Consider the following 20,415-nt stretch of genomic DNA (forward strand, 5'->3'; position numbering starts at 1 on the left):
CTTGCCGCTGTGCTCGCCGCAGGCGGCCTGCTGGCCGGGTGCGGCGGAGGAGAGGATTCCGCCGTGTCCGGCATGTCCGCCAACCGCAGCCTGGCCGGCACCACCGCGGCAGCAAGCAGCGAAGCGCTGGCGCCCGGCAGCATCCGCGTCCACTTCCGCCGCGTCCAGAACGATACCGCCGAGTGGGGCGTGTACTCCTGGGACGGCCCGCAAAACCCGAGCACGGCCTGGATCACCACCCGCTTCATGTTCACGAAAACGGACGGCTTCGGCGGCTACGTCGACATCCCGCTGGCCGCGGGCAAGAGCGCGTTCTGGTTCCTGGTCACGGACGGCAACGGCACCAAGAACTGCGGCAATGACCAGGGCGCGGCCCTGAACGCCGACGTCTGGCAGAAAGGCCAGGAGATCTGGCTGCTGGAAGGCGACTGCACGATCTACAACTCGCCGCCGGCGATCAGCTTCGGCAACCTGTCCAGCGCCAGCGCCCACTGGCTGTCCGCGCGCCACCTGGCCTGGCCGGGCGTGCCGTCGAGCGGCAGCTACCGCCTGTATTACGCGCGCGAAGGGGGTCTGGGCTCCGGCATCGAGGGCGTCACCGGCGCCGACGGCAGCTTCGCGCTCCAGCCGGCGAGCCTCCCCGAGTCCGTGCGCCAGAAATTCCCGCACCTCGCCGGCGCCACCGGCCTGGCCCTGTCGGACGCGGACGCCGCCCAGGCTGCAGGTTTGGCCAGCGCCCAGTTCGCGATCGCCCAGTTCGGCGCCGACGGCCGCCTGGTGCAGGTGACCTCGCTGCAGAACGCCGGCATGCTCGACGAGGTCTTTGCGGCCAAGGCCATGAACGCCCAGCTGGGCGTCACCTTCGACCGCGCCGGCGTGCCGACCTTCCGCGTCTGGGCGCCGACCGCGCGCTCCGTCAGCCTCGACATCTATGCGGATGCGTCCGCTCCCGCCGCCACCCAGGTGGCGATGCGGCGCGACGCCGCCAGCGGCCTGTGGACCTATACCGCCCCGAACGCGGACTGGACCAACCGCGCCTGGTATACCTACACGGTCAAGGTGCTGTCGCGCTGGGCGAACAATGCGGTGGTGACGAATACCGTGACCGACCCGTATTCGGTCAGCCTCAACGCCAACGGCCGCCGCAGTTTCGTCGGCAACCTGGACAGCGCCGCGCTCAAGCCGGCCGGCTGGGACGACCAGCGCAGCCCCAAGCTCGCGCATCCGGCCGACATCTCGCTGTACGAGCTGCATGTGCGCGACTTCAGCGCTGTTGATGCCACCGTGCCCGCCGGCCACCGCGGCAAGTACCTGGCCTTCGCCGACCGCGACTCGAACGGCATGCGCCACCTGAAATCGCTGCAGAAGGCGGGCCTGAGCCACGTGCACCTGCTGCCGGTGTTCGACATCGCCAGCGTCGACGAAACCGGCTGCGTCAGCCCGGCCATCCCGAACGCGGCGCCGGACTCCGAGAGCCAGCAGGCGGCGGTGGACGCGGTGCGCGACAGCGACTGCTTCAACTGGGGCTACGACCCGGTCCACTACAACGCCCCGGACGGCAGCTACGCCACCGATGCCAACGACGGCGCGGCCCGCGTGCGCGAGTTCCGTTCCATGGTCCAGGCCCTGCATGAAACCGGCCTGCGCGTGACCATGGACGTGGTCTTCAACCACACCAGCGGCTCGCAGCAGGGCCCGACATCGGTGCTGGACAAGATCGTCCCGGCCTATTACTACCGCCTCAACAACAGCGGCTCGATCCTGAACGACAGCTGCTGCGCCGACACCGCCGCCGAGCACGCGATGATGGGCAAGCTGATGATCGACTCGGTGTCCCTGTGGGCGAAGCACTACCAGGTCGACAGCTTCCGCTTCGACATCATGGGCTTCGCGCCGCTGGACCTGATGAAGCGCCTGCAGGCCGAGGTGAACCGCTCCGCCGGCCGCGAGATCTACCTGTACGGCGAAGCCTGGAACTTCGGCACGGTCGGCAACGACGCGCGCTTCGTGCAGGCGCGCCAGGCCAATATGTTCGGCAGCGGCATCGGTTCCTTCAACGACCGCCTGCGCGACGCGGTGCGCGGCGGCGGCTGTTGCGACGGCGGCGGCAACCTGGTGAGCCAGCAGGGCTTCATCAACGGCGCGTGGTATGACCCGAACGCCTGGGCCAGCCAGTCGAAGGACGATGCGCTGCGCCTGGCCGACCTGGTGCGCGTCGGCCTGTCCGGCACCCTGCGCGACTACCGCTTCGTCGACCGTTTCGGTTCGCTGCGCAGCAATGCCCAGATCGACTACTTCGGCCAGCAGGCGGGCTTCGCGGCCGCGCCCAGCGAGACCATCAACTACATCGAAGCCCACGACAACCAGACCCTGTTCGACATCAACGCCTTCCGCCTCCCGCAGAACACCAGCGTGGCGGACCGGGTGCGGGTGCAGAACCTGGGCGCGGCCATCGTGCTGCTGTCGCAGGGCGTGCCTTTCATCCACGCGGGCCAGGAAATCCTGCGTTCCAAGTCGCTCGACCGCGACAGCTATAACGCCGGCGACTGGTTCAACCGCCTGGACTACAGCTACGCGTCGAACAACTTCGGCGTGGGCCTGCCGATGGCGGGCGTCAACCGCGACAACTGGTGGGTGATGCAGCCTATCCTGGCCAATCCGCTGATCAAGCCGGACAGCGGCGCGATCCAGTCGGCCAAGGCGGTGTTTGAGGAATTCCTGGCGATCCGCAAGGACAGCAGCCTGTTCCGCCTGCGCAGCGCCCAGGACGTCAGCGAGCGCCTGACTTTCCTGAATACGGGTCCGGACCAGGTGCCTGGCCTGGTGGCGATGCGCATCGCGGGCGACCAGCCGAGCCGCTACCCGGAGGCCCAGTACCGCAGCGTGGTGGTGCTGTTCAACGTGGACAAGGCGGCCAAGACCATCGCCATCCCGGAACTGCGCGGCGCCCGCCTGTCGCTGCACAAGCTGCAGCGCAAATCGGCTGACGCGGTGGTGCAGGGCTCGCGCTTCGATCCGGCCAGCGCCAGCTTCACGGTGCCGGCGCGTACGGCGGCCGTGTTCGTCGAGCAGTAAGCGGCATGAGCCGGCGGCGCGGTGCGCCGCCGGCCTTTATTTGATGCAGACGGCCCGCACCATCTTCATGTCGGTCAGGCCGGCCAGCACTTTTTCGACCCCGTCCATCTTGAGGGTCTGCATGCCGTCCTCCAGGGCGTTCGAGAGCAGGGCGGCCACGCGCGCGTGCTCGACGATCAGGCGCTTGAGGCCATCGGTGCCGAGCATCAGCTCGTGCAGGCCGACGCGGCCCCGGTAGCCCTTGGTGCAGGCATCGCAGCCGACCGCGCGGTACAAGGTGAAACGGCCTTCGCCGTCGGCGTGGCGGGCGCGCCAGCCCTCCAGCACCTTGTCGCGCGCGGCCACCGGATCGCTGCGGAAGGCGCTGGTGGCGACCAGGTCCTCGCAGTATTCGAACAGCAGGGCCTCGATCTCGTGCTCGTCCGGATGATAGGCTTCGCGGCAGGACGTGCACAGGCGCCGCGCCAGGCGCTGGGCCAGGATGCCGACCAGGGCGTCGGCGAAGTTGAACGGGTCCATGCCCATGTCCATCAGGCGCACGATCGATTCCGGCGCGCTGTTGGTGTGCAGGGTCGCGAACACCAGGTGGCCGGTCAGCGAAGCTTCGATGCCAGTGCTGACCGTTTCCTTGTCGCGCATCTCGCCGACCATGATGATGTCGGGGTCGGCGCGCAGGAAGGCCCGCATCACGGCGGCGAAGTCCAGGCCGGCCTTGCGGTTCACCTGCACCTGGCGCAAGCCCTTCTGGGTGATCTCGACCGGGTCTTCCGCGGTCCAGATCTTGGTCTCGGGCGTGTTCAGGTGGGCCAGGATCGAGTGCAGGGTGGTGGTCTTGCCCGAGCCGGTGGGGCCGCACACGAAGAACAGGCCGTAGGGCTTCTCGATGGCCGGCACCAGGCGTTCCAGGTTGCCCGGGCTGATGCCCAGCTGGCCGAGCGGGATCGGCTCGCCCGCCTGCAGGATGCGCATCACCACATCCTCGACCCCGCCGCTCGACGGGATGGTCGCCACGCGCAGCTCGATGTCGAGCGGCCCGTACTTGCGGAACTTGATCTTGCCGTCCTGGGGCTTGCGGCGCTCCGAGATGTCGAGGTCGCACATGATCTTCACGCGCGCCACCAGGGCGTTGCGGTAGCTGGACGGAATCTCGATATAGGGCACCAGGATGCCGTCCTTGCGGAAGCGGATGCCGGTCTTGCCCTTGCCGGGCTGGGGTTCGATGTGGATGTCCGATACGCCCTGGCGGTAGGCGTCCACGATCACCTTGTTGAGCAGCTTGACCAGTTCGTTCTCGACCGCTTCCGATACCTCGGATGAGCCTTCGCCGTCCTCGTCGTCCTCCAGCCCGGACAGCAGCTCGCCCACCGATTCGTTGCTGGCCGGGCCGGTGCCGAAGAACTGGTCGGCGGTCTGGCGGAATTCGCGGCGCGTGGTGACGCGCCAGAGCACCTTCGCCTTTGGGAAGAGCTGGGACACGATGCGCGATGCGCTGGTGCGGTCCGGGTCGATCGCCAGCACCACCAGGCCGTCGCGCCCGTCCTCGAGCGGCAGCCAGCCGCTTTCCTCGACATACTGGAGCTTCAGGTTGCGCAGCAGCTCGATCGGCTTGATCCGGTCGGCGCGGAAGGGTTCGTAGGGCACGCCGTAGTGGGCGGCCAGCGCGGCGCCGATCGCCGCGCGGCGCACGCGCAGTTCGTCGGCCAGCAGGTCCTCGATGTCGAGGTCGCGGTCGCGCGCTGCGCGGGTGGCCTGTTCCAGCTCGGCCGCGGACAGCACGGCTTCCTGCACCAGGGCGTCGTACTTGCCGCGCACCGGCTGCGGGCCCAGGCGCTTGTCGAGCGCCACCGCCAGCGTGTCGCACAGCTGGCGCACGCCGTCCAGGTAGAGGGCGGGGAAGGGTCCGCCGTCGCGGTGGTTGATGAACTGGACCACGCCCAGCAGCTCGCCGCCCTGCGCCACCAGGGGCGCCGCCAGCATCTCGCGGGTGCGGTAGCCGGTGCGCTGGTCGACCCCGCGCTGGAAGTGCAGCTCGGGCGAAAGGCGGCGCAGCTCGTCCTCGTCGTAGACGTCGGCGATCGAGATCGTCTGGCGCGTCAGCGCCGCATAGCCCGCCACCGAGCTGGGCGCGATGCGCAGGCGCAGGTCGCGGAAGGAGGTTAGCCCGGTCTTGACCTTGGAGACGATGTGCTCCTTGTCCGGCGCCACCGCGTACAGGGTGAAGCGGTCGCAGTGGAACAGGTCGCAGAAGTCCATGCCCAGGTCGAGCATGATCTCGTCCAGCTTGGAGGTGGCGTGGATCTTGGTGGTGGTGTGCTGGAGCTTGCCCAGGAAGTCCAGGCGCCGCTCGGCGTCGCCGGCGGAGGGGCTGAGGGCGTCGTTCATGGCAGTTCGACTTCCAGGCCTTCGTAGGCCAGGTGGACCCGCAAGCCGCCCAGCTTGTGCGCGTAGCGCGCCAGCACGTCGGCGAACACCGCTTCGAGCTCGTCGTCGCCGCGCGTCGGTTCGTGATGGGTGCAGTAGAGCGCGCGCGCGCCGACCCGCAGCGCCATCTCGATGGCGGCGTCGAAGGTGCCGTGGCCCCATCCCAGCTTGGACGGGTATTCCTCGCGGGTGTAGGAGCAGTCGACGATCAGGGCGTCCACGCCGCGCATGGCGGCGTCGATCTCGCGCTCGCGCGCGGCCAGGTGCTCTTCGAAGGCGGCGTGCTCGCTGCCGCCCGGCGGATGCGGGTTGTGCCAGGGCTCGTGGTCGCCGGTGAAGAACACCGACTTGCCGCCGCAGGCGATGCGGTAGCCGAGGTTGGTGACCGGGTGGTTCATCAGGACGTTCGACACGGCCGCATCGCCGACCTCGATCGCCTGGCCGATCTCCAGGGTGCGGTATTCGATGGTGGCGTCCATCTGGGTCTCGCTGACCGGGAAGTAGCTGTTCTGCAGCTGCACCGCCATCACGTGCTCGATGCCCTTGCCGGTGACCGGGTCGTAGGCGCCGTGCAGGCGCACCCGGCTGCCCTTGACGAACAGCGGGGTGAAGAAGGGCAGGCCGTGGATGTGGTCCCAGTGGCTGTGGGTGATGAAGATGTTGGCGGCGATCCCGCCTTCGCGCGCAGTTTGCTGACTGCGGGCGAGGAGGTGCTGGGCCAGCGGGAACAGGCCGGTGCCGCCGTCCAGCACGATCAGGGTGTCGTCGTCGGTGCGCACTTCGATGCAGGTCGTGTTGCCGCCGTAGCGTGCGGTGCGGGGACCCGGTGACGGGATCGATCCCCGTACGCCCCAGAAGCGGAATTTCATCAGGACACTCCTGCCAGAACTTGTCTTTTTGTTGTGAAAACAGGTTCGATGATAGCGGGTTTGTGTCTCTGTGGCTCTAAAAATTGCGACTCATCACCAGAATATGTGGTCAGCGTGCCGTAAGAAAGCTACACTGCGGAAAGATACCATTTTGCAATTCACATTGCCGTCGAAACATGGAAGAGCTGACCCCGTCCCAACTCGCGCAACGTCTGCATCAGCTGACCGAGGTCAGCGTGGCGCTCGGCGGCAACCGCGACACCGCCGCGCTGCTCGACCGCATCCTGCGCGTCGCCAAGCAGATGACCGACGCCGACGGCGGCACCCTGTACCGCCCGAGCGAGGACGGGGAGCACCTGTGCTTCCACATCTCGATCAACGACACGCTCGGCATCTACCAGGGCGGAGTGAGCGGCAAGCCGATCGACATCCAGCCGGTGCCGCTCTACGACAGCTACGGCAACAAGAACCTGGCCTCGGTGGCGGCTTATGCGGCCAACTTCAACCAGTCGGTCAACATCGAGGACGTGTACAAGGCGGACGTCTTCAATTTCTCCGGCATGCGCGCCTTCGACGCGGCCTTCGGCTATCACTCGCAATCCTTCCTGACGGTGCCGATGACCGACCACGAGGGCGAGCTGGTGGGCGTGCTCCAGCTGGTCAACGCCAAGGACCGCGAGACCGGGACCATCCGCGCCTTCACCCAGACCGACCAGCGCTTCATCGAGGCCCTGGCCGCGCAGGCCGCGGTGGCGCTGACCAACCAGCAGCTGGTCAAGCAGCTCGAAGGCCTGCTCGAAGCCCTGGTCAACCTGATCAACATCGGCATCGACGAGAAATCGCCCTATACCGGCCGCCATTGCCAGTTCGTGCCCGAGCTGACCATGATGCTGGCCGAGGCCGCACACGGTTCCGGCAGCGGGCCGCTGGCGGCCTTCAGCATGACCGACGCCGACCGCCGCGAGCTGTGGCTTGCCGGCCTGCTGCACGACTGCGGCAAGATCACGACCCCGGTGCACGTGGTCGACAAGGCCACCAAGCTGCAGACCATCTTCGACCGCATCCACCTGGTCGACACCCGCTTCGAAGTGCTGCTGCGCGACGCCGAGATCCGCGCCCTGCGCGCCAGGCTGGAGCCGGACGCCGACACTGCCGCCATCGAGGACCGGCTGCTGTCGGAACAGAACCGCATCCGCGCCGACCGCGACTTCCTGCGCCGCGCCAACGTCGGCGGCGAAGGCATGGCGCCGGAAGACCAGGAACGCGTGCGCCGCATCGCCCGCACCCCGTGGACCGGGCCGGATGGGCAGGAACAGGACTTCCTCAGCGCCGAGGAGGTGCTGAACCTGACCGTGCGCTTCGGCACCCTGACCGAGGAAGAGCGCAAGATCATCAACAACCACATCGTGGTGACGATCCGCATGCTGGAGTCGCTGCCCTGGCCCAAGCACCTCAAGAACGTGCCGGAATACGCGGGCGGCCACCACGAACGCATGGACGGCAAGGGCTATCCGCGCGGCCTGACGCGCGAGCAGATGTCGGTCCAGGCGCGCATCATGGCCATCGCCGACATCTTCGAAGCGCTCACCGCGCGCGACCGGCCCTACAAGAAGGGCAAGACCCTGTCGGAGTCGCTGCACATCCTCGGCAAGTTCGCGCTCAACGGCCACATCGACCCCGACCTGTTCGACGTCTTCGTGCGCCGGAAGGTCTACCTGGAGTTCGCCCGCAAGAACCTGGACCCGTCGCAGATCGACGAGGTCGACGAGGCGGCGATTCCCGGCTACCAGCCCTGAGCTGCGGGGAAGGGCATGGGAAGCATCCGGCAGGCTTTCGGCCGCGCGTGGTCGAAATACGGTGTCCGCTGGACCGCCGGTGTGCTGCTCACCCTGGTCGCGGCGCTGTACCCGCTGGATGTCTGGACCAGCCACACGATCGCGCGCCAGGACACGATCATCTCGGACCTGCGCATGCGCCTGGAACCCTTCGAGCTCGATCCTTCGATCGTCATCGTCGATATCGACAGCAAGAGCCTGGACGAGATCGGGCGCTTTCCATGGCCGCGCCATGTGCTGGCCAGGCTGGTGGAGCAGCTCACGCGCCATTACGAAACCGGCGCCGTGGGCTTCGACATCTCGTTCCCGGAACCGGACCTGAGCTCCGGCTATGCCGTGCTGGAGCGCCTGGCCGCGCGCGAGCTCAAGGACGTGCCGGGCCTGCAGCGCGAACTCGGCCAGATCAAGGGACAGCTCGACTACGACGGGCGCTTCGCCGAGGCCTTGCGCGGGCAGCCGGTGGTGCTCGGCTTTAACCTGTCCGCGGAAGTGAAGAAGGGCGTGCTGCCCGCGCCTTCGTTCACCGGCGAAGACCTGAACGGCCGCTCGCTGCTGAGCTACGCGGGAACGGGATATGAAGCGAACATCGCGCGCCTCCAGGAGGCCGCGGCCGGCGCCGGCATCTTCACGACCCTGCCGGGCGCGGATGGACTGATCCGTTCGTCGCCCCTGATCTTCCGCATCGGCGATGGCTACTATCCCTCGCTGTCGGTGGCCACGGCCGCCGTCTTCGCCGAGGCCACCGCGGTCAAGCCGCGTTTCACCGAGACGGTCGATACGCTGTCGGCGCTCGAGCGCGAGGCCGATTCGGTCGAGTACCTCGATATGTTCTTGCCGGGACGGCGCGCGACAGGCATCCCGGTCGGCCAGGCGATGACGGTCGCCGTCCAGTACCGCGGCAGCGGCGGACCGGAAGGCGGCGCTTTCCGTTACGTTTCCGCCGCCGACGTGCTGGCCGGCCGGGTGCCGAAGCAGGTGCTGGAGGGGACGATCGTCCTGGTCGGCACCACGGCGCCGGGCCTGCAGGACTTGCGCGCCACGCCCGTGAACCCGGTCTTCCCCGGGGTCGAGGTGCACGCCAACCTGATCAAGTCGATGCTGGACGGCCGCTTCAAGACCCGTCCCTGGTGGGCGCAATCGGTGGAGGCGATCCAGGTCGCCGTGGTCGGCCTGGTCCTGAGCGCGGCGCTGGCGCTGCTGTCGCCCGCCTGGTCGGTGCTGCTGGCCGGCGCGGTGTTCGCCCTCTGCGCCTGGTTCAACTTCTACCTCTATACCGAGCACGACATGGTGCTCGACATCTTCATCTGCCTGCTGCTGGTCGGCGCGCTGTTCGTGCTCAACCTGGCCTGGGGCTACTTCTTCGAGTTCCGCAAGGGCAGGGCGCTGGTTTCGCGCTTCGGCGAATACGTCGCGCCCGAGCTGGTGGCCAGGATGGCCGAGGACCCGGCCGCCTACAACATGGACGGCGAAAGCCGCGAGCTGACCGTGATGTTCGTCGACGTGCGCGGCTTCACCACCATCTCCGAGGGCCTGAGCCCGAAGGAGCTGCGCGAGTACATCAACCTTTACCTGACCGCGATGTCCGAGGACATCCGTTCCAGCCACCAGGGCACGCTCGACAAGTACATCGGCGACGCCGTGATGGCCTTCTGGGGCGCGCCCGTGCACTTCGCCGACCACGCCAGCCGTGCGGTGGCGACGGCGCTCCTGATGCAGGAGAGCGCCGAACGCCTGAACCGCGAGTTCCTGCAGCGCGGCTGGCCGGCGCTCAGGATCGGCATCGGCCTGAACAGCGGCCTGATGCACGTGGGCGACATGGGCTCGGCGATCCGCCGCGCCTACACGGTGATGGGCGACGCGGTCAACCTGGGCTCGCGCCTGGAAGGCATTACCAAGGTCTACGGCGTGGGCATCGCGGCCGGCGAGGCGACCCGCCTGGCGGCGCCGGAATTCGCCTGGCGCGAGCTGGACCTTGTGCGGGTCAAGGGCAAGAACGAGCCGGTCGCGATCTTCGAGCCGCTCGGCAGGGCAGGCGAACTCGATGCGGCCGTGCATGGCGAGCTGGCGGCCTGGGACGCCGCACTGGCGCTGGTGCGAGCGCAGCAGTGGGACGCGGCGCAGGAAGCCATTCAGGCGCTGCAGGATCGGCATCCGCAGCAGGCCCTGTATGCCCTCTACCTGGAACGCCTTGCCCACTACCGGCGTCGACCTCCAGGGCCGGACTGGGACGGCGTCACCAGTTTCGAGACCAAATGACATCTGAAGTTGCATAAGAACAACAATGTGACGTCTTCCTTCCCCCTACGCGTGGGGGAAGTTGCTTTTCATACCTTACTTTTTCTCCATTGCAAGTTAAAGCTGGGTACACTCACCATGCATGCAGTCCCGCCAGCGCGCCTCCGGGTGCGCTCGGTCCGCGCCAAAAACAGATAAGAACAAACACCGTAGAGCTAACACATGAAACAACGCTTCGCACGCCTGCTCGCAGGCTCCGTGCTTGCCGTCGCCGTCGGCGCAGCCTGGGCCCAGGAAGGGCCCCAGGCCGCCGCGCCCGCGTCCGATGATATCGTCCGGTTCGAGATCAGCCGTTTCGACGTGGCCGGCAACACCCTGCTCGACCCGAAGGAGATCGAGCAGGCGGTCGCCCCCTACGCGGGACCGGACCGCGACTTCGGCGACGTCCAGCGCGCCCTGGAGGCGCTCGAAGCCCTGTACCACGCGCGCGGCTACAACGTCGTGACCGTGCAGCTGCCGGAACAGGAGCTGAATGGCGGGGTGGTGCGCCTGAAGGTGTTGCAGACGAAGATCGGCAGCATCAAGGTCGGCGGCAACGCCTGGCATAGCGAAGAGAACATCCGCCGCAGCCTGCCGGCCCTGGCCGCGGGACAGACGCCCAACCTCAAGGAGGTGTCGGCCAACCTCAAGCTGGCCAACGAGAACCCGTCCAAGAAGATCAAGCTGAGCCTGGGCAGCGGCGCGGCCGACGACAGCGTCGACGCCAGCATCGAGGTGCAGGACGAGAAGCCCTGGAGCGTGATGCTCAACCTCGACAACACCGGCACCGACGAAACCGGCAAGACCCACGCGGGCGTGGTGCTGCAGCATGCAAACCTGGGGGGGCGCGACCATGTCGGCAGCCTGCAGTACACCACCACCGTCGAAAAGCCCGACCAGGTCGCCGTCTGGGGCCTGGGCTACCACATTCCCCTGTATGCGCAAGGCGCGGCGCTGGACTTCTACGCCAGCTATTCGGACGTCGACTCCGGCGTGGTGAGCGCGGGCCTGTTCGACCTGGCCGTGAGCGGCCGCGGCGCCGTATATGGCGCGCGCTATACGAAGATCCTGCCCAAGAGCCTCCTGGGCGGGCGCGACTTCGAAGCGCGCCTGCTGCTGGGCGCCGACATCAAGGCCTACAAGAACAGCGTGCTGTTCGCGGACCAGGACTTCGGCAACGACGTCACCGTGCGTCCGCTCAGCATCGGCTACGCGGGCCGGGTAGCGCTCGACGGCGGCGAAGCGAATTTCGCCTTGACCCTGCTGCGCAACCTGCCGGGCGGATCGCGCGGTTCGGACGAGGATTTCAAGCGTGCGCGCCTGAACGCCAAGCCGGGCTACACCGCGCTGCGCCTGTCCGGCGCCTGGAGCCAGGCCCTGGGCGAGAGCGACTGGCAGGCGCGCCTGCTGGCCAACGGCCAGCTCAGCCCGGACGCTCTGGTGCCGGGCGAGCAGTTCGGCGCCGGCGGCTCGACCTCGGTGCGCGGCTTCCGCGAGCGCGAACTGTCGACGGACTCGGGCCTGAACGCCAACCTGGAACTGTACACGCCCAACTGGTGCAGCCGCGCCGGCTGGCAATGCCGCGCGCTCGCCTTCTACGACAGCGCCTACGGCAAGCGCAAGCATCCGCTGCCGGGTGAGCTGGACAGCACCACCATCGCCGGCGCGGGCCTCGGCCTGCGCTTCGCCGCCGGCAGCGCGGCTTCGCTGCAGGTCGATTACGGCCATGTCGTGAAAGCGGGCGCGCTGGGGACGGTCAGCAAGGGCAGCGACAAGCTGCACGTGCGTATCGGCCTGGCCTACTAAAGGAAGACCAGATGAACAAACCACTCTTCAAGATCCGCAAGGCGGCGCTGCTCGTGGCCGCCGCCGTGGCGGGCGTCGGCGGCGCCCAGGCAGCGCCGGCCTCGCCGCAGGTCGTCGCCGGCCAGGCCAGCTTCTCGCAGCAGGGCAACGTGTTCTCGATCACGAACACGCCCGGCACGATCATCAACTGGCAAAGCTTCTCGGTCAATGCGGGCGAGGTCACGCGCTTCATCCAGCAAAGCAGCGACAGCGCGGTGCTCAACCGCATCCTGGGCCAGGACCCGAGCCGCATCCTGGGCGCGCTGCAGTCGAACGGCAAGGTCTTCCTGATCAACCCGAACGGCATCGTGTTCGGCCGCGACGCGCGCGTCGACGTGAACGGCCTGGTGGCCTCGACCCTGAACATGAGCGACGCCGACTTCCTGGCCGGGAAGAAGCGCTTCAAGGAGGGAGCGGCCGCCGGTGCTGTGCGCAACGAAGGCGCCATCGCCACGCCGAACGGCGGCAAGGTGTTCCTGGTCGCACCGAACATCGAGAACAGCGGGGTGATCAGCGCGCCCAACGGCGAGATCGTGCTCGCTGCCGGGCGCAGCGTGGAGCTGGTCGACGCCGGCAACCCCGACCTGCACGTGGTCGTGTCGGCGCCCCAGGACCAGGCGATCAACCTGGGCCAGGTGGTGGCCAGCAGCGGCCGCATCGGCATCTACGGCGCCCTGGTGAACCAGCGCGGCGCGGTCAATGCCGACAGCGCCGTGGTCGGCGCCAACGGCAAGATCGTCCTCAAGGCCAGCCGCGACGCCGTGCTGGGGCAGGGCAGCGTCACCAGTGCGCGCGGCGCCGGCAAGGGCGGCGACATCCACCTGCTGGGCGAACGCGTCGGCCTGGCCGGCAACGCCGCGGTGGACGCGAGCGGCCAGCTGGGCGGCGGCACGGTGCTGGCCGGCGGCGATTACCAGGGCAAGAACCCGCTGCTGCCCAACGCGCGGCAGACCTGGTTCGGCAAGGACGCCAGCATCCGCGCCGACGCGCTCGCGCAGGGCGAGGGCGGCAAGGTGGTGCTGTGGTCGGATGGCGCGACCGCGGCCTACGGCAGCATCTCGGCGCGCGGCATGGGCCAGGGCGGCCTGGTCGAGACCTCGGGCCACGACCTGGACGTCGCCGGCATCCGCGTCGATGCGGGTTCCGCACAGGGGCGCCAGGGCACCTGGCTGCTCGACCCCTACGACATCGTGGTCGGGGCCGGCGGCGAGGCCAGCGCGCTCGAAGTCGCGGTGTTCGGCAGCGGACCGGCCAGCGGCGTGAGCCGGGTCTCGCCGCAGACCCTGCTGGACACCAAGGCCGACATCGTCCTCCAGGCCCAGCACGACCTGACATTCGAACTGGGCATCGACACGCCCTACAGCCTGCGCGCCGAGGCGGGCAACGACATCGTCGTCAACGCGGCGCTGCGGGTCGGGGGCACCGCCGATTTCCGCGCCAAGGGCAGCTTCACGCTCGACCAGGAAGGCTCGGTCTCCAGCCCCGGCTACATCGACTTCAAAGCCTCCCGCATGAATTTCTTCGGCAAGGTCGGCGGTGTGAACGGCGTGTTGCCGACGGTGAGCTTCACCACCTATAACGACGCCACCGCCATCAAGGTGGCCGAGATCGGCAGCTATTACGACACCGGCTCCCTGAGCCTGCAGCCGTCCCAGCTGGCGAAGATGGACGTCTACCAGATCAGCATCGGCAATAGCGCCCACAACGGGATGGTCAGGATCGACAGTCCCGTGACCCTGGCGGGCAACCTGGTGATCGACACGCGCGGCGCGATCAGCATCGGCGCCCCGGTCACGCTCACCGGCGCCAACAGCCAGTTCGTCGGCAACCTGCACCCCAGGCTGGGCGGCGCAAGCGTGTCGGTGGACCGCGCCGCCACCATCGAGGCCAGCGCCGGCGTCAAGCTGAGCGGCAACGCGCTCAGCGTGGATGGCGCCATCAAGTCGAGCGACGTCGTGCTCGAGGCCGGCGAAAGCCTGAGCTTGTCGGGCGCGGTGAACGCGAGCGGCCTGGTGGACCTGAGCGCACGCGGTTCGATCAACGGGTCGGGCGCGATCACGACGCGCGACCTGGCCGTGCAGGGCGGCACGGTGTACCTGAGCGGCGCCAACAAGGTCGACGGCGCCCTGGCAGGCGCCGCGTCCGGCCACCAGTTTCATTTCAACTGGATCGACAGCCTGCGCGTCGCCACCCTGGGCGAGCTGGTGGGCGTGAAAGCAGGGGTGGAAGTGAACCTGCGCGGCGGCGACCTGCTCGTCGACAGCGCGCTCGAAGGAACCGCCGTGCTGATCGACGCGGATTCCATCGGCGGCGCCGGCGCGCTGAAGGGCAGCTACCTGTCGCTGACCTCGCGCGGCGGCATCGGCAGCGACAAGCTCCCGCTGCATACCAGCGCCAACATCCTCTCGGCCACCAATACGGCGGCCGGCATCGCCCCGATCAACATCGTCAACGACCGCCCGCTGATCCTGCAGGACGTGGTGCAGGCCGGCAGCGGCAACGGCGGCGCGATCGCGATCGAGAGCACCGGCGGCCTGACCGTGGCGGCGACCGAGTCCTATGAACAGGGCATCAAGACGGGCAGCGGCAACATCAGCCTGATCACCCACAGCCCGCTGACCATCGAAGGCAGCGTGAGCTCGGACAGCGGCAACATCCGCCTGTTCGCCGACAATGGCGGCGCGGTCACCATCGGCGCCGCCGCGCGCGTGAACACCGCCAGCGGCAGCGTGAGCGTGGAGGGCGGCTCGACCTCGATCGCACCGGGCAGCATCCTGGTGCCGGCGGACCGCCTCACGGTGACCACCACCGGTTCGGAGCCGGATCCGAAGCCGGACCCGCAACCGGACCCGAAGCCGGACCCGCAACCCGATCCGCAACCGGACCCGCAACCGGACCCGCAACCCGATCCGCAACCCGACCCGCAACCCGAGCCGCAGCCGGACCCGAAGCCGGATCCGCAACCCGAGCCGCAGCCGGATCCGCAACCGGACCCGAAACCGGATCCGCAACCTGAACCGGAACCGCTCCCGCCGCCGCCGCTGTCCGCCTGCCTGGTCAATCCGGCGCTGCCGGGCTGCGCCCCGGTGCTGGATGCCGCGCTGCAGGTTTGCATCGTCAATCCGGCCGGCCCGGACTGCGGCAGCATCCTGCCCCCGCTGTCCCAGTGCCAGCTCAACCCAAAGCAGCCGGGCTGCGAACCGGTGATCCGGCGCGCCACCTTCGAGGCTTGCCTGGTCAACCCGACGGGGCCGAACTGCGCCGTGGTGTTGCCGCCCATCGAGGTGTGCAAGGTGAATCCGGGCCAGGAAGGCTGCGCCCAGACCGTGCAGGTGACCTTCGATTCCTGCCTGGTGGACCCGGGCGCCCCGGTGTGCGAAGGCGTGCTGCCGACGCTGTCGGAGTGCATCGTCAAGCCAGGCGCCCCGGGCTGCGGCGTGGTGCTGCCGACCTTGGCGCAGTGCATCGGCAGCCCGTCCCTGCAGGGTTGCGAAGTGCGCCTGCCGAAGCTGGCGCAATGCGTGGTGTCGCCAAACCTGCAAGGCTGCGAAGCGGTGCTGCCGACGGCCGTGCTGTGCTCGAAAGATCCGACCCTGCCGGCCTGCCAGGTATCGACCCCCGGCCAGGGCAAGGCGACCGCACCGATCGACGACACGCAGCGCGTGGCGGTCAACCTGATCAACCGCCAGAACGAGGCGAAGGCCGATGCGGGCCAGGGCGGTCCGGAACAGCCGGAGAAGAACGAGAAGCAGGCCGGTCCTGCGTCCGCGGAGAACACTGGAGTGAAGAATGAAAAACCTGCTGCAAAAATGTACTGCAATTAAGGCGCTGCTGTTCGCGCTGCTGCTCGGTGCCGGCGGCGCGGCCTGGGCGGCGCAGGTGGCCGGCATGGTGACGCACCTGAGCGGCCCGCTGCTGGCGAAGAAGGCGGACGGCAGCGTCAAGGTGCTGGCTCTGCGTTCCGAGATCGAAAGCGGCGACACCCTGGTGTCGGAGAAGAACACCTACGCCCAGATCAAGTTCGTGGACAACAGCGAGATCACGCTGCGCCCCGGCACCACCTTCAAGGTCGAGAACTTCTCCTATGACGAGAACAAGCCGGAAGCGGACAACGCCAGCTACAGCCTGGTGAAGGGCGGCCTGCGCTCGATCACCGGCCTGATGGGCAAGCGCAACAAGGAAAAGTTCTCGCTCAAGACGCCGACCGCGACCATCGGCATCCGCGGCACCACCTTCGTGGCGCAGTACGTGCCGCCACCACCGCCGGCCGGCATACGCATCGAGTACAACACCAGTGCGCTGCCGCCGTCGAACCCGGCGGAAAAGACACCGATTGGCGCGGGCGGCAAGCTGCCCCGTGGTGCGGACGGTCCGGCGCCGCCGCCCCTGGCCCCGGGCCTGCACCTGCAGGTGACCGACGGCGCCATCATCGTCACCAACAATGGCGGCGCGCTCGGTTTCCAGGCCGGCCAGTTCGGCTATGTGCCGAACGTGAACCAGCCGCCGGTGATCGTGCCGTCGAACCCGGGCATCCAGTTCGTTCCGCCGCCGAGCTTCGACGCCGGCAGCGGCGGTCCGGTGGCCAGCAATGGCGCAGGACCCGGACAGGGACAGTCGACCGACTGCATCGTACGCTGACCGTGTCCTCCACCAAAACCCCGCGGCTCCCGGCCGCGGGGTTTTGTCATTGTTGGGAGGCCGCGCGCTCGAGCAGCAGTTCGCGCTCGCGCGCGTTGGAAGTCAGGGCGGCGGCGCGTTCGAATTCTTGCTTCGCTTCGCGCCCGCGTCCGAGCTTGGCGAGCAGGTCGCCGCGCACGCTCGGCAGCCAGTGGTAGCCGACCAGCTTGCCGCCGGCGGCCAGCTGGTCGACCAGGGCCAGCCCGGCGGCCGGCCCGTCCGCCATGCCGACGGCGACCGCGCGGTTGAGCTCCACCACCGGCGAGGGCTGGATCGCGGCCAGCTCCGCGTACAGGTCCGCGATGCGGCGCCAGTCGGTCAGCTCGGCGCGGTGGGCGCGGGCGTGGCAGGCCGCGAGTTCGGCCTGCAGCACGTAGGGGCCGCGCGGCAGGTCCAGCTTCGCGGCGCGTTCCAGGGCTGCCAGCCCACGCCGGATCAGCACCCCGTCCCAGCGTGCACGGTCCTGCTCGAGCAGCAGCACCGGCTTGCCGGCGCCGTCCAGGCGCGCATGCATGCGCGAGGCCTGCAATTCCATCAGGGCCACCAGGCCGTGCACCTCCGGTTCGCCGGGCGCGAGTTCGGCCAGGATGCGGCCCAGGCGCAGGGCTTCCTCGAGCAGCTGCGGGCGCATCCAGTCTTCGCCGGCGGTGGCCGAGTAGCCTTCGTTGAAGACCAGGTAGACCACTTCCAGCACCGTTCCCAGGCGTTCGTCGAGTTCCTCGGGCGGCGGCAGCTCGAAGGCGACCCTGGCCTCGCCCAGGCTGCGCTTGGCGCGCACGATGCGCTGGGCCATGGTGGCTTCCGGCACCAGGAAGGCGCGCGCGATTTCCGGGGTCGACAGGCCGCCCAGCAGCTTGAGGGTGAGCGCCACCCTGGCGTCGGCCGGCAGCACCGGGTGGCAGGCGGTGAACATCAGGCGCAGCATGTCGTCCTGGAACACATCGCCCCGCTTGTCGTCCAGGCTGTCGGAGAAGTCGGGCACCACGAGCGCCTCCTGGGCCTCGAGGTCGAGGCCGATCTGTTCCAGTTTGTCGCGCAGCGAGCGGTCGCGCCGCAGGCGGTCGAGGGCGTTGTTGCGCGCGGCGGTGAGCAGCCAGGCGCCGGGACGCTCGGGAATGCCGTCCCGGGGCCAGTGCTCGAGCGCCGCGACCAGCGCGTCCTGGGCCAGCTCCTCGGCCAGCCCGACGTCGCGCACGATACGCGCCACGCTCGCGACGATGCGGGCCGACTCGATACGCCAGACGCCCGCAATCGCCTGATCGACGCTGGCGTCCATCAGGCCTGCGCCGGGGGCATCGACGCCATATAGGCCAGCTCCCAGATATGGCCGTCCGGGTCTTCGAAGCCGTGCTGGTACATGAAGCCGTAGTCGCGCGCTTCGGCCGGCACGCTGCCGCCGGCTTCGCGCGCCTTGGCCACCATCTCGTCGACCGCCGCGCGGCTGTCGCGCGACAGGCAGACCAGCACCTCGGTGCTGTCCCTGGCGCTTGAGATCGGCTTGCGCGTGAAGCCCTGGAAGAAGGGCTCGGCCAGCAGCATCACATAGGCGTCGGGATTGACGATCATGCAGGCGGCGTTCTGGTCGCTGAACTGGGGATTGAAGCTGAAGCCGAGCGCGCCGAAGAAGGCCTTGCTGCGTTCGAGGTCCTTGACCGGGAGGTTCACGTAGATCTGGGTATGCATCATTGCTCCTTGTGGGCTTGGGCGTAGGCGGGGAGGTCGTCCATCTCGTACAGCGGGCGCACTTCGATCTCGGCCGCGGCGTCCTCGCCGTGCGGGTTGGGGAAGCGGCGCGCCCATTCGAGCGCTTCTTCGCGCGAGCGGACCTGGATCAGGGTGTAGCCGGCGATCAGCTCCTTGGTCTCGGCGAAGGGGCCGTCGATCACGCTGCGCTGCTTGCCTTTGTAGCGGATGCGCCAGCCCTGGCTGCTCGGCTTGAGGCCGTTGGCGTCGAGCAAGACGCCGGCGCGGGCCAGTTCCTGGTGGTACTCGCCCATCGCGGCGAACAGGCTGGCGTCGGGCATGACGCCCGCTTCCGTCGCGCCGGTCGCCTTGACGATGATCATGAAACGCATGTCGTTCTCCTTGGTTGGAAAGCGGCGCATGCCGCCTTTCATTCCCTACGACGAACGGCGGCGCGGCGTTTCGACATCGCCGCTGATATTTTTTTATGTTTCGAAGCAGGGCGCCAAGGCGCGCACCTCGACCGTCGCCCATTCGGCGGCTGGGCAGGTCTGCGCCAGGGCCACGGCTTCCTCGCGCGTGTCCACGTTGACCAGGAAGAAGCCGCCAACCATTTCCTTGGCTTCCGCGAAGGGGCCGTCGACGATGCGCGCCCGGCCGCCGCCGGTGCTGACGCGCACTGCGTGCTCGGTCGAGGCCAGCGATTCGCCGCCCAGCAGCAGGCCGCGGGCTTTCAGGTCGTCGCCCCAGCGCAGCATGCGGTCGTAGACGGCGCGGCCTTCCGGATCGCTGCGGGTGGCGCGCTGGCCGACGGGTTCGTGGATCAGCAACATGTGGGGCATCCCGGTCTCCTTGTGTATGGTGAATCGAGCTATTTTAAGCGGGCCATGGCGGCGCGCAAGCCCAGCTGCACTGCCAGGGCGCACACCGTGGCCGCGAGGAAGGCCGGCGCCAGCGGCTGGGCGCGCAGCAGCAGGGCCAGCACCAGGCAGAACACGGCGAAGGCATAGTAGCCGCGCACCATGCCGCGCAGCAGGTCGACCGCGAAGCCGGGGCCGGAGCTGCGGTGCGAGAAGCCGACCAGCACCGTGCTCATGACCGGGAACATGGCGAACATGCCGCTCAGGCGCGGGCCCATCTGGGCGGCGGCGGCGGTGACGGCCAGGGTCAGGAACGCCCCGGCGGCCATGCGCCAGGGCAGGTCGCGGGCCGGGGCGGCGGAGGTCTTGCGCGCATCGATCTTGCCGATCAGGCGCGGGGCGGCGAGCAGGGCGGCGAGGACGGCGGCAAAGCCGGCCCACAGCGGGAATTCGAGGCTGCGCAGCAGGGCGACGCTCAGGGCCCAGGCGAGCAGGGCGGCGGTCATGGAGGCGAACACGCCCTGGCGCTTCGCCATGCGGGCGTAGGCGACGCTGAAAACCAGGATGGCCAGCACGGCGAGCAGGGTGTTGGCGGCGGCGGTGGCGGCGAAGTCGCTGCCCTGTTCGAGGGCGATGGCCAGCAGGATGGGGCCGGAGACGATGGGGAAGGCGGAGAGCCAGCCGGCGACCTTGGGGCCCCAGCGGCGGCCTGCGAGGGTAACGGCGGCGATGAGGGAGGGGACGAGCAGGAGTTTTAGTAAGAGGGGCATTCTTGTTGTTGTGGTGAACGGTGAAAATGGTGGTGTGCTGCGAACTTGGGTTCCGGCCTTCGCCGGAACGACGGTTTATGAGCTAGCGGCTAGCTCCAGCACGTCG

Annotated in this window: 13 protein-coding genes; 6 read left to right on the forward strand and 7 right to left on the reverse strand. The window is 68.5% G+C overall.

Features of this window, described 5'->3' with window-relative positions:
- Window positions 1-72 precede the first annotated feature (72 nt).
- Complete coding sequence (pulA, locus tag J8847_RS04010) at window positions 73-3,075, forward strand: pullulanase-type alpha-1,6-glucosidase (protein WP_229512490.1); 3,003 nt, start codon at window positions 73-75, stop codon at window positions 3,073-3,075.
- A gap of 36 nt (window positions 3,076-3,111) precedes the next feature.
- Here pulA and J8847_RS04015 read toward each other — a convergent pair whose 3' ends face one another.
- Both J8847_RS04015 and J8847_RS04020 read right to left on the reverse strand, forming a co-directional pair.
- Complete coding sequence (locus J8847_RS04015) at window positions 3,112-5,457, reverse strand: GspE/PulE family protein (protein WP_211523389.1); 2,346 nt, start codon at window positions 5,455-5,457, stop codon at window positions 3,112-3,114.
- Entirely contained in the window at window positions 5,454-6,365 is a 912-nt protein-coding gene (locus J8847_RS04020; protein WP_211523390.1) for an MBL fold metallo-hydrolase, read from the reverse strand. Before J8847_RS04020 ends, J8847_RS04015 begins: the two co-directional genes overlap by 4 nt.
- Before the next feature lie 176 nt (window positions 6,366-6,541).
- On the opposite strand from J8847_RS04020, the gene J8847_RS04025 reads away from it, so the two are divergent.
- The 5 genes from J8847_RS04025 (at window position 6,542) to J8847_RS04045 (ending at window position 16,957) form a co-directional block, all read left to right on the forward strand.
- Window positions 6,542-8,161 (forward strand): HD family phosphohydrolase, encoded by a 1,620-nt coding sequence (locus tag J8847_RS04025; protein WP_211523391.1) that lies wholly within the window; start codon window positions 6,542-6,544, stop codon window positions 8,159-8,161.
- 15 nt (window positions 8,162-8,176) lie between these two features.
- On the forward strand, window positions 8,177-10,456 hold the full coding sequence (locus tag J8847_RS04030; RefSeq protein WP_211523392.1) for a CHASE2 domain-containing protein: 2,280 nt from the start codon (window positions 8,177-8,179) through the stop codon (window positions 10,454-10,456).
- A gap of 201 nt (window positions 10,457-10,657) precedes the next feature.
- Window positions 10,658-12,280: a ShlB/FhaC/HecB family hemolysin secretion/activation protein gene (locus tag J8847_RS04035; protein ID WP_211523393.1), complete on the forward strand. Its 1,623-nt coding sequence runs from the start codon at window positions 10,658-10,660 to the stop codon at window positions 12,278-12,280.
- Window positions 12,281-12,291: 11 nt separating this feature from the next.
- Complete coding sequence (locus J8847_RS04040) at window positions 12,292-16,143, forward strand: filamentous hemagglutinin N-terminal domain-containing protein (protein ID WP_211523394.1); 3,852 nt, start codon at window positions 12,292-12,294, stop codon at window positions 16,141-16,143.
- Window positions 16,109-16,957 carry a FecR domain-containing protein gene (locus J8847_RS04045; RefSeq protein ID WP_211523395.1) on the forward strand — a complete coding sequence of 283 codons (849 nt, stop codon included), beginning with the start codon at window positions 16,109-16,111 and terminating at the stop codon, window positions 16,955-16,957. The genes J8847_RS04040 and J8847_RS04045 overlap by 35 nt, the downstream gene beginning before the upstream one ends.
- A gap of 46 nt (window positions 16,958-17,003) precedes the next feature.
- On the opposite strand, the gene J8847_RS04050 is transcribed toward J8847_RS04045, so the two are convergent.
- From J8847_RS04050 to J8847_RS04070, 5 genes are all read right to left on the reverse strand, one after another.
- Window positions 17,004-18,272: an RNA polymerase sigma factor gene (locus J8847_RS04050; RefSeq protein ID WP_211523396.1), complete on the reverse strand. Its 1,269-nt coding sequence runs from the start codon at window positions 18,270-18,272 to the stop codon at window positions 17,004-17,006.
- Window positions 18,272-18,679 carry a VOC family protein gene (locus J8847_RS04055; protein WP_211523397.1) on the reverse strand — a complete coding sequence of 136 codons (408 nt, stop codon included), beginning with the start codon at window positions 18,677-18,679 and terminating at the stop codon, window positions 18,272-18,274. The genes J8847_RS04050 and J8847_RS04055 overlap by 1 nt, the downstream gene beginning before the upstream one ends.
- Window positions 18,679-19,071 carry a YciI family protein gene (locus J8847_RS04060; RefSeq protein WP_211523398.1) on the reverse strand — a complete coding sequence of 131 codons (393 nt, stop codon included), beginning with the start codon at window positions 19,069-19,071 and terminating at the stop codon, window positions 18,679-18,681. The genes J8847_RS04055 and J8847_RS04060 overlap by 1 nt, the downstream gene beginning before the upstream one ends.
- Window positions 19,072-19,164: 93 nt before the next feature.
- Window positions 19,165-19,521, reverse strand: a complete 357-nt coding sequence (locus tag J8847_RS04065; RefSeq protein ID WP_211523399.1) for a YciI family protein — start codon at window positions 19,519-19,521, stop codon at window positions 19,165-19,167.
- Window positions 19,522-19,550: 29 nt separating this feature from the next.
- Window positions 19,551-20,309, reverse strand: coding sequence for a hypothetical protein (locus tag J8847_RS04070; protein ID WP_211523400.1), 759 nt, complete (start codon window positions 20,307-20,309; stop codon window positions 19,551-19,553).
- Window positions 20,310-20,415: the final 106 nt, after the last annotated feature.

The organism is Massilia sp. AB1, from assembly GCF_018119385.1.
GTDB lineage: Bacteria > Pseudomonadota > Gammaproteobacteria > Burkholderiales > Burkholderiaceae_D > Telluria.

Bases quoted from the DNA above. Each gene is read 5' to 3' on its own strand.
- pulA (WP_229512490.1), top strand. From the start codon at position 73: ATGTCCGCCAACCGCAGCCTGGCCGGCACCACCGCGGCAGCAAGCAGC.
- J8847_RS04015 (WP_211523389.1), bottom strand. From the start codon at position 5,457: ATGAACGACGCCCTCAGCCCCTCCGCCGGCGACGCCGAGCGGCGCCTG.
- J8847_RS04020 (WP_211523390.1), bottom strand. From the start codon at position 6,365: ATGAAATTCCGCTTCTGGGGCGTACGGGGATCGATCCCGTCACCGGGT.
- J8847_RS04025 (WP_211523391.1), top strand. From the start codon at position 6,542: ATGGAAGAGCTGACCCCGTCCCAACTCGCGCAACGTCTGCATCAGCTG.
- J8847_RS04030 (WP_211523392.1), top strand. From the start codon at position 8,177: ATGGGAAGCATCCGGCAGGCTTTCGGCCGCGCGTGGTCGAAATACGGT.
- J8847_RS04035 (WP_211523393.1), top strand. From the start codon at position 10,658: ATGAAACAACGCTTCGCACGCCTGCTCGCAGGCTCCGTGCTTGCCGTC.
- J8847_RS04040 (WP_211523394.1), top strand. From the start codon at position 12,292: ATGAACAAACCACTCTTCAAGATCCGCAAGGCGGCGCTGCTCGTGGCC.
- J8847_RS04045 (WP_211523395.1), top strand. From the start codon at position 16,109: ATGAAAAACCTGCTGCAAAAATGTACTGCAATTAAGGCGCTGCTGTTC.
- J8847_RS04050 (WP_211523396.1), bottom strand. From the start codon at position 18,272: ATGGACGCCAGCGTCGATCAGGCGATTGCGGGCGTCTGGCGTATCGAG.
- J8847_RS04055 (WP_211523397.1), bottom strand. From the start codon at position 18,679: ATGCATACCCAGATCTACGTGAACCTCCCGGTCAAGGACCTCGAACGC.
- J8847_RS04060 (WP_211523398.1), bottom strand. From the start codon at position 19,071: ATGCGTTTCATGATCATCGTCAAGGCGACCGGCGCGACGGAAGCGGGC.
- J8847_RS04065 (WP_211523399.1), bottom strand. From the start codon at position 19,521: ATGCCCCACATGTTGCTGATCCACGAACCCGTCGGCCAGCGCGCCACC.
- J8847_RS04070 (WP_211523400.1), bottom strand. From the start codon at position 20,309: ATGCCCCTCTTACTAAAACTCCTGCTCGTCCCCTCCCTCATCGCCGCC.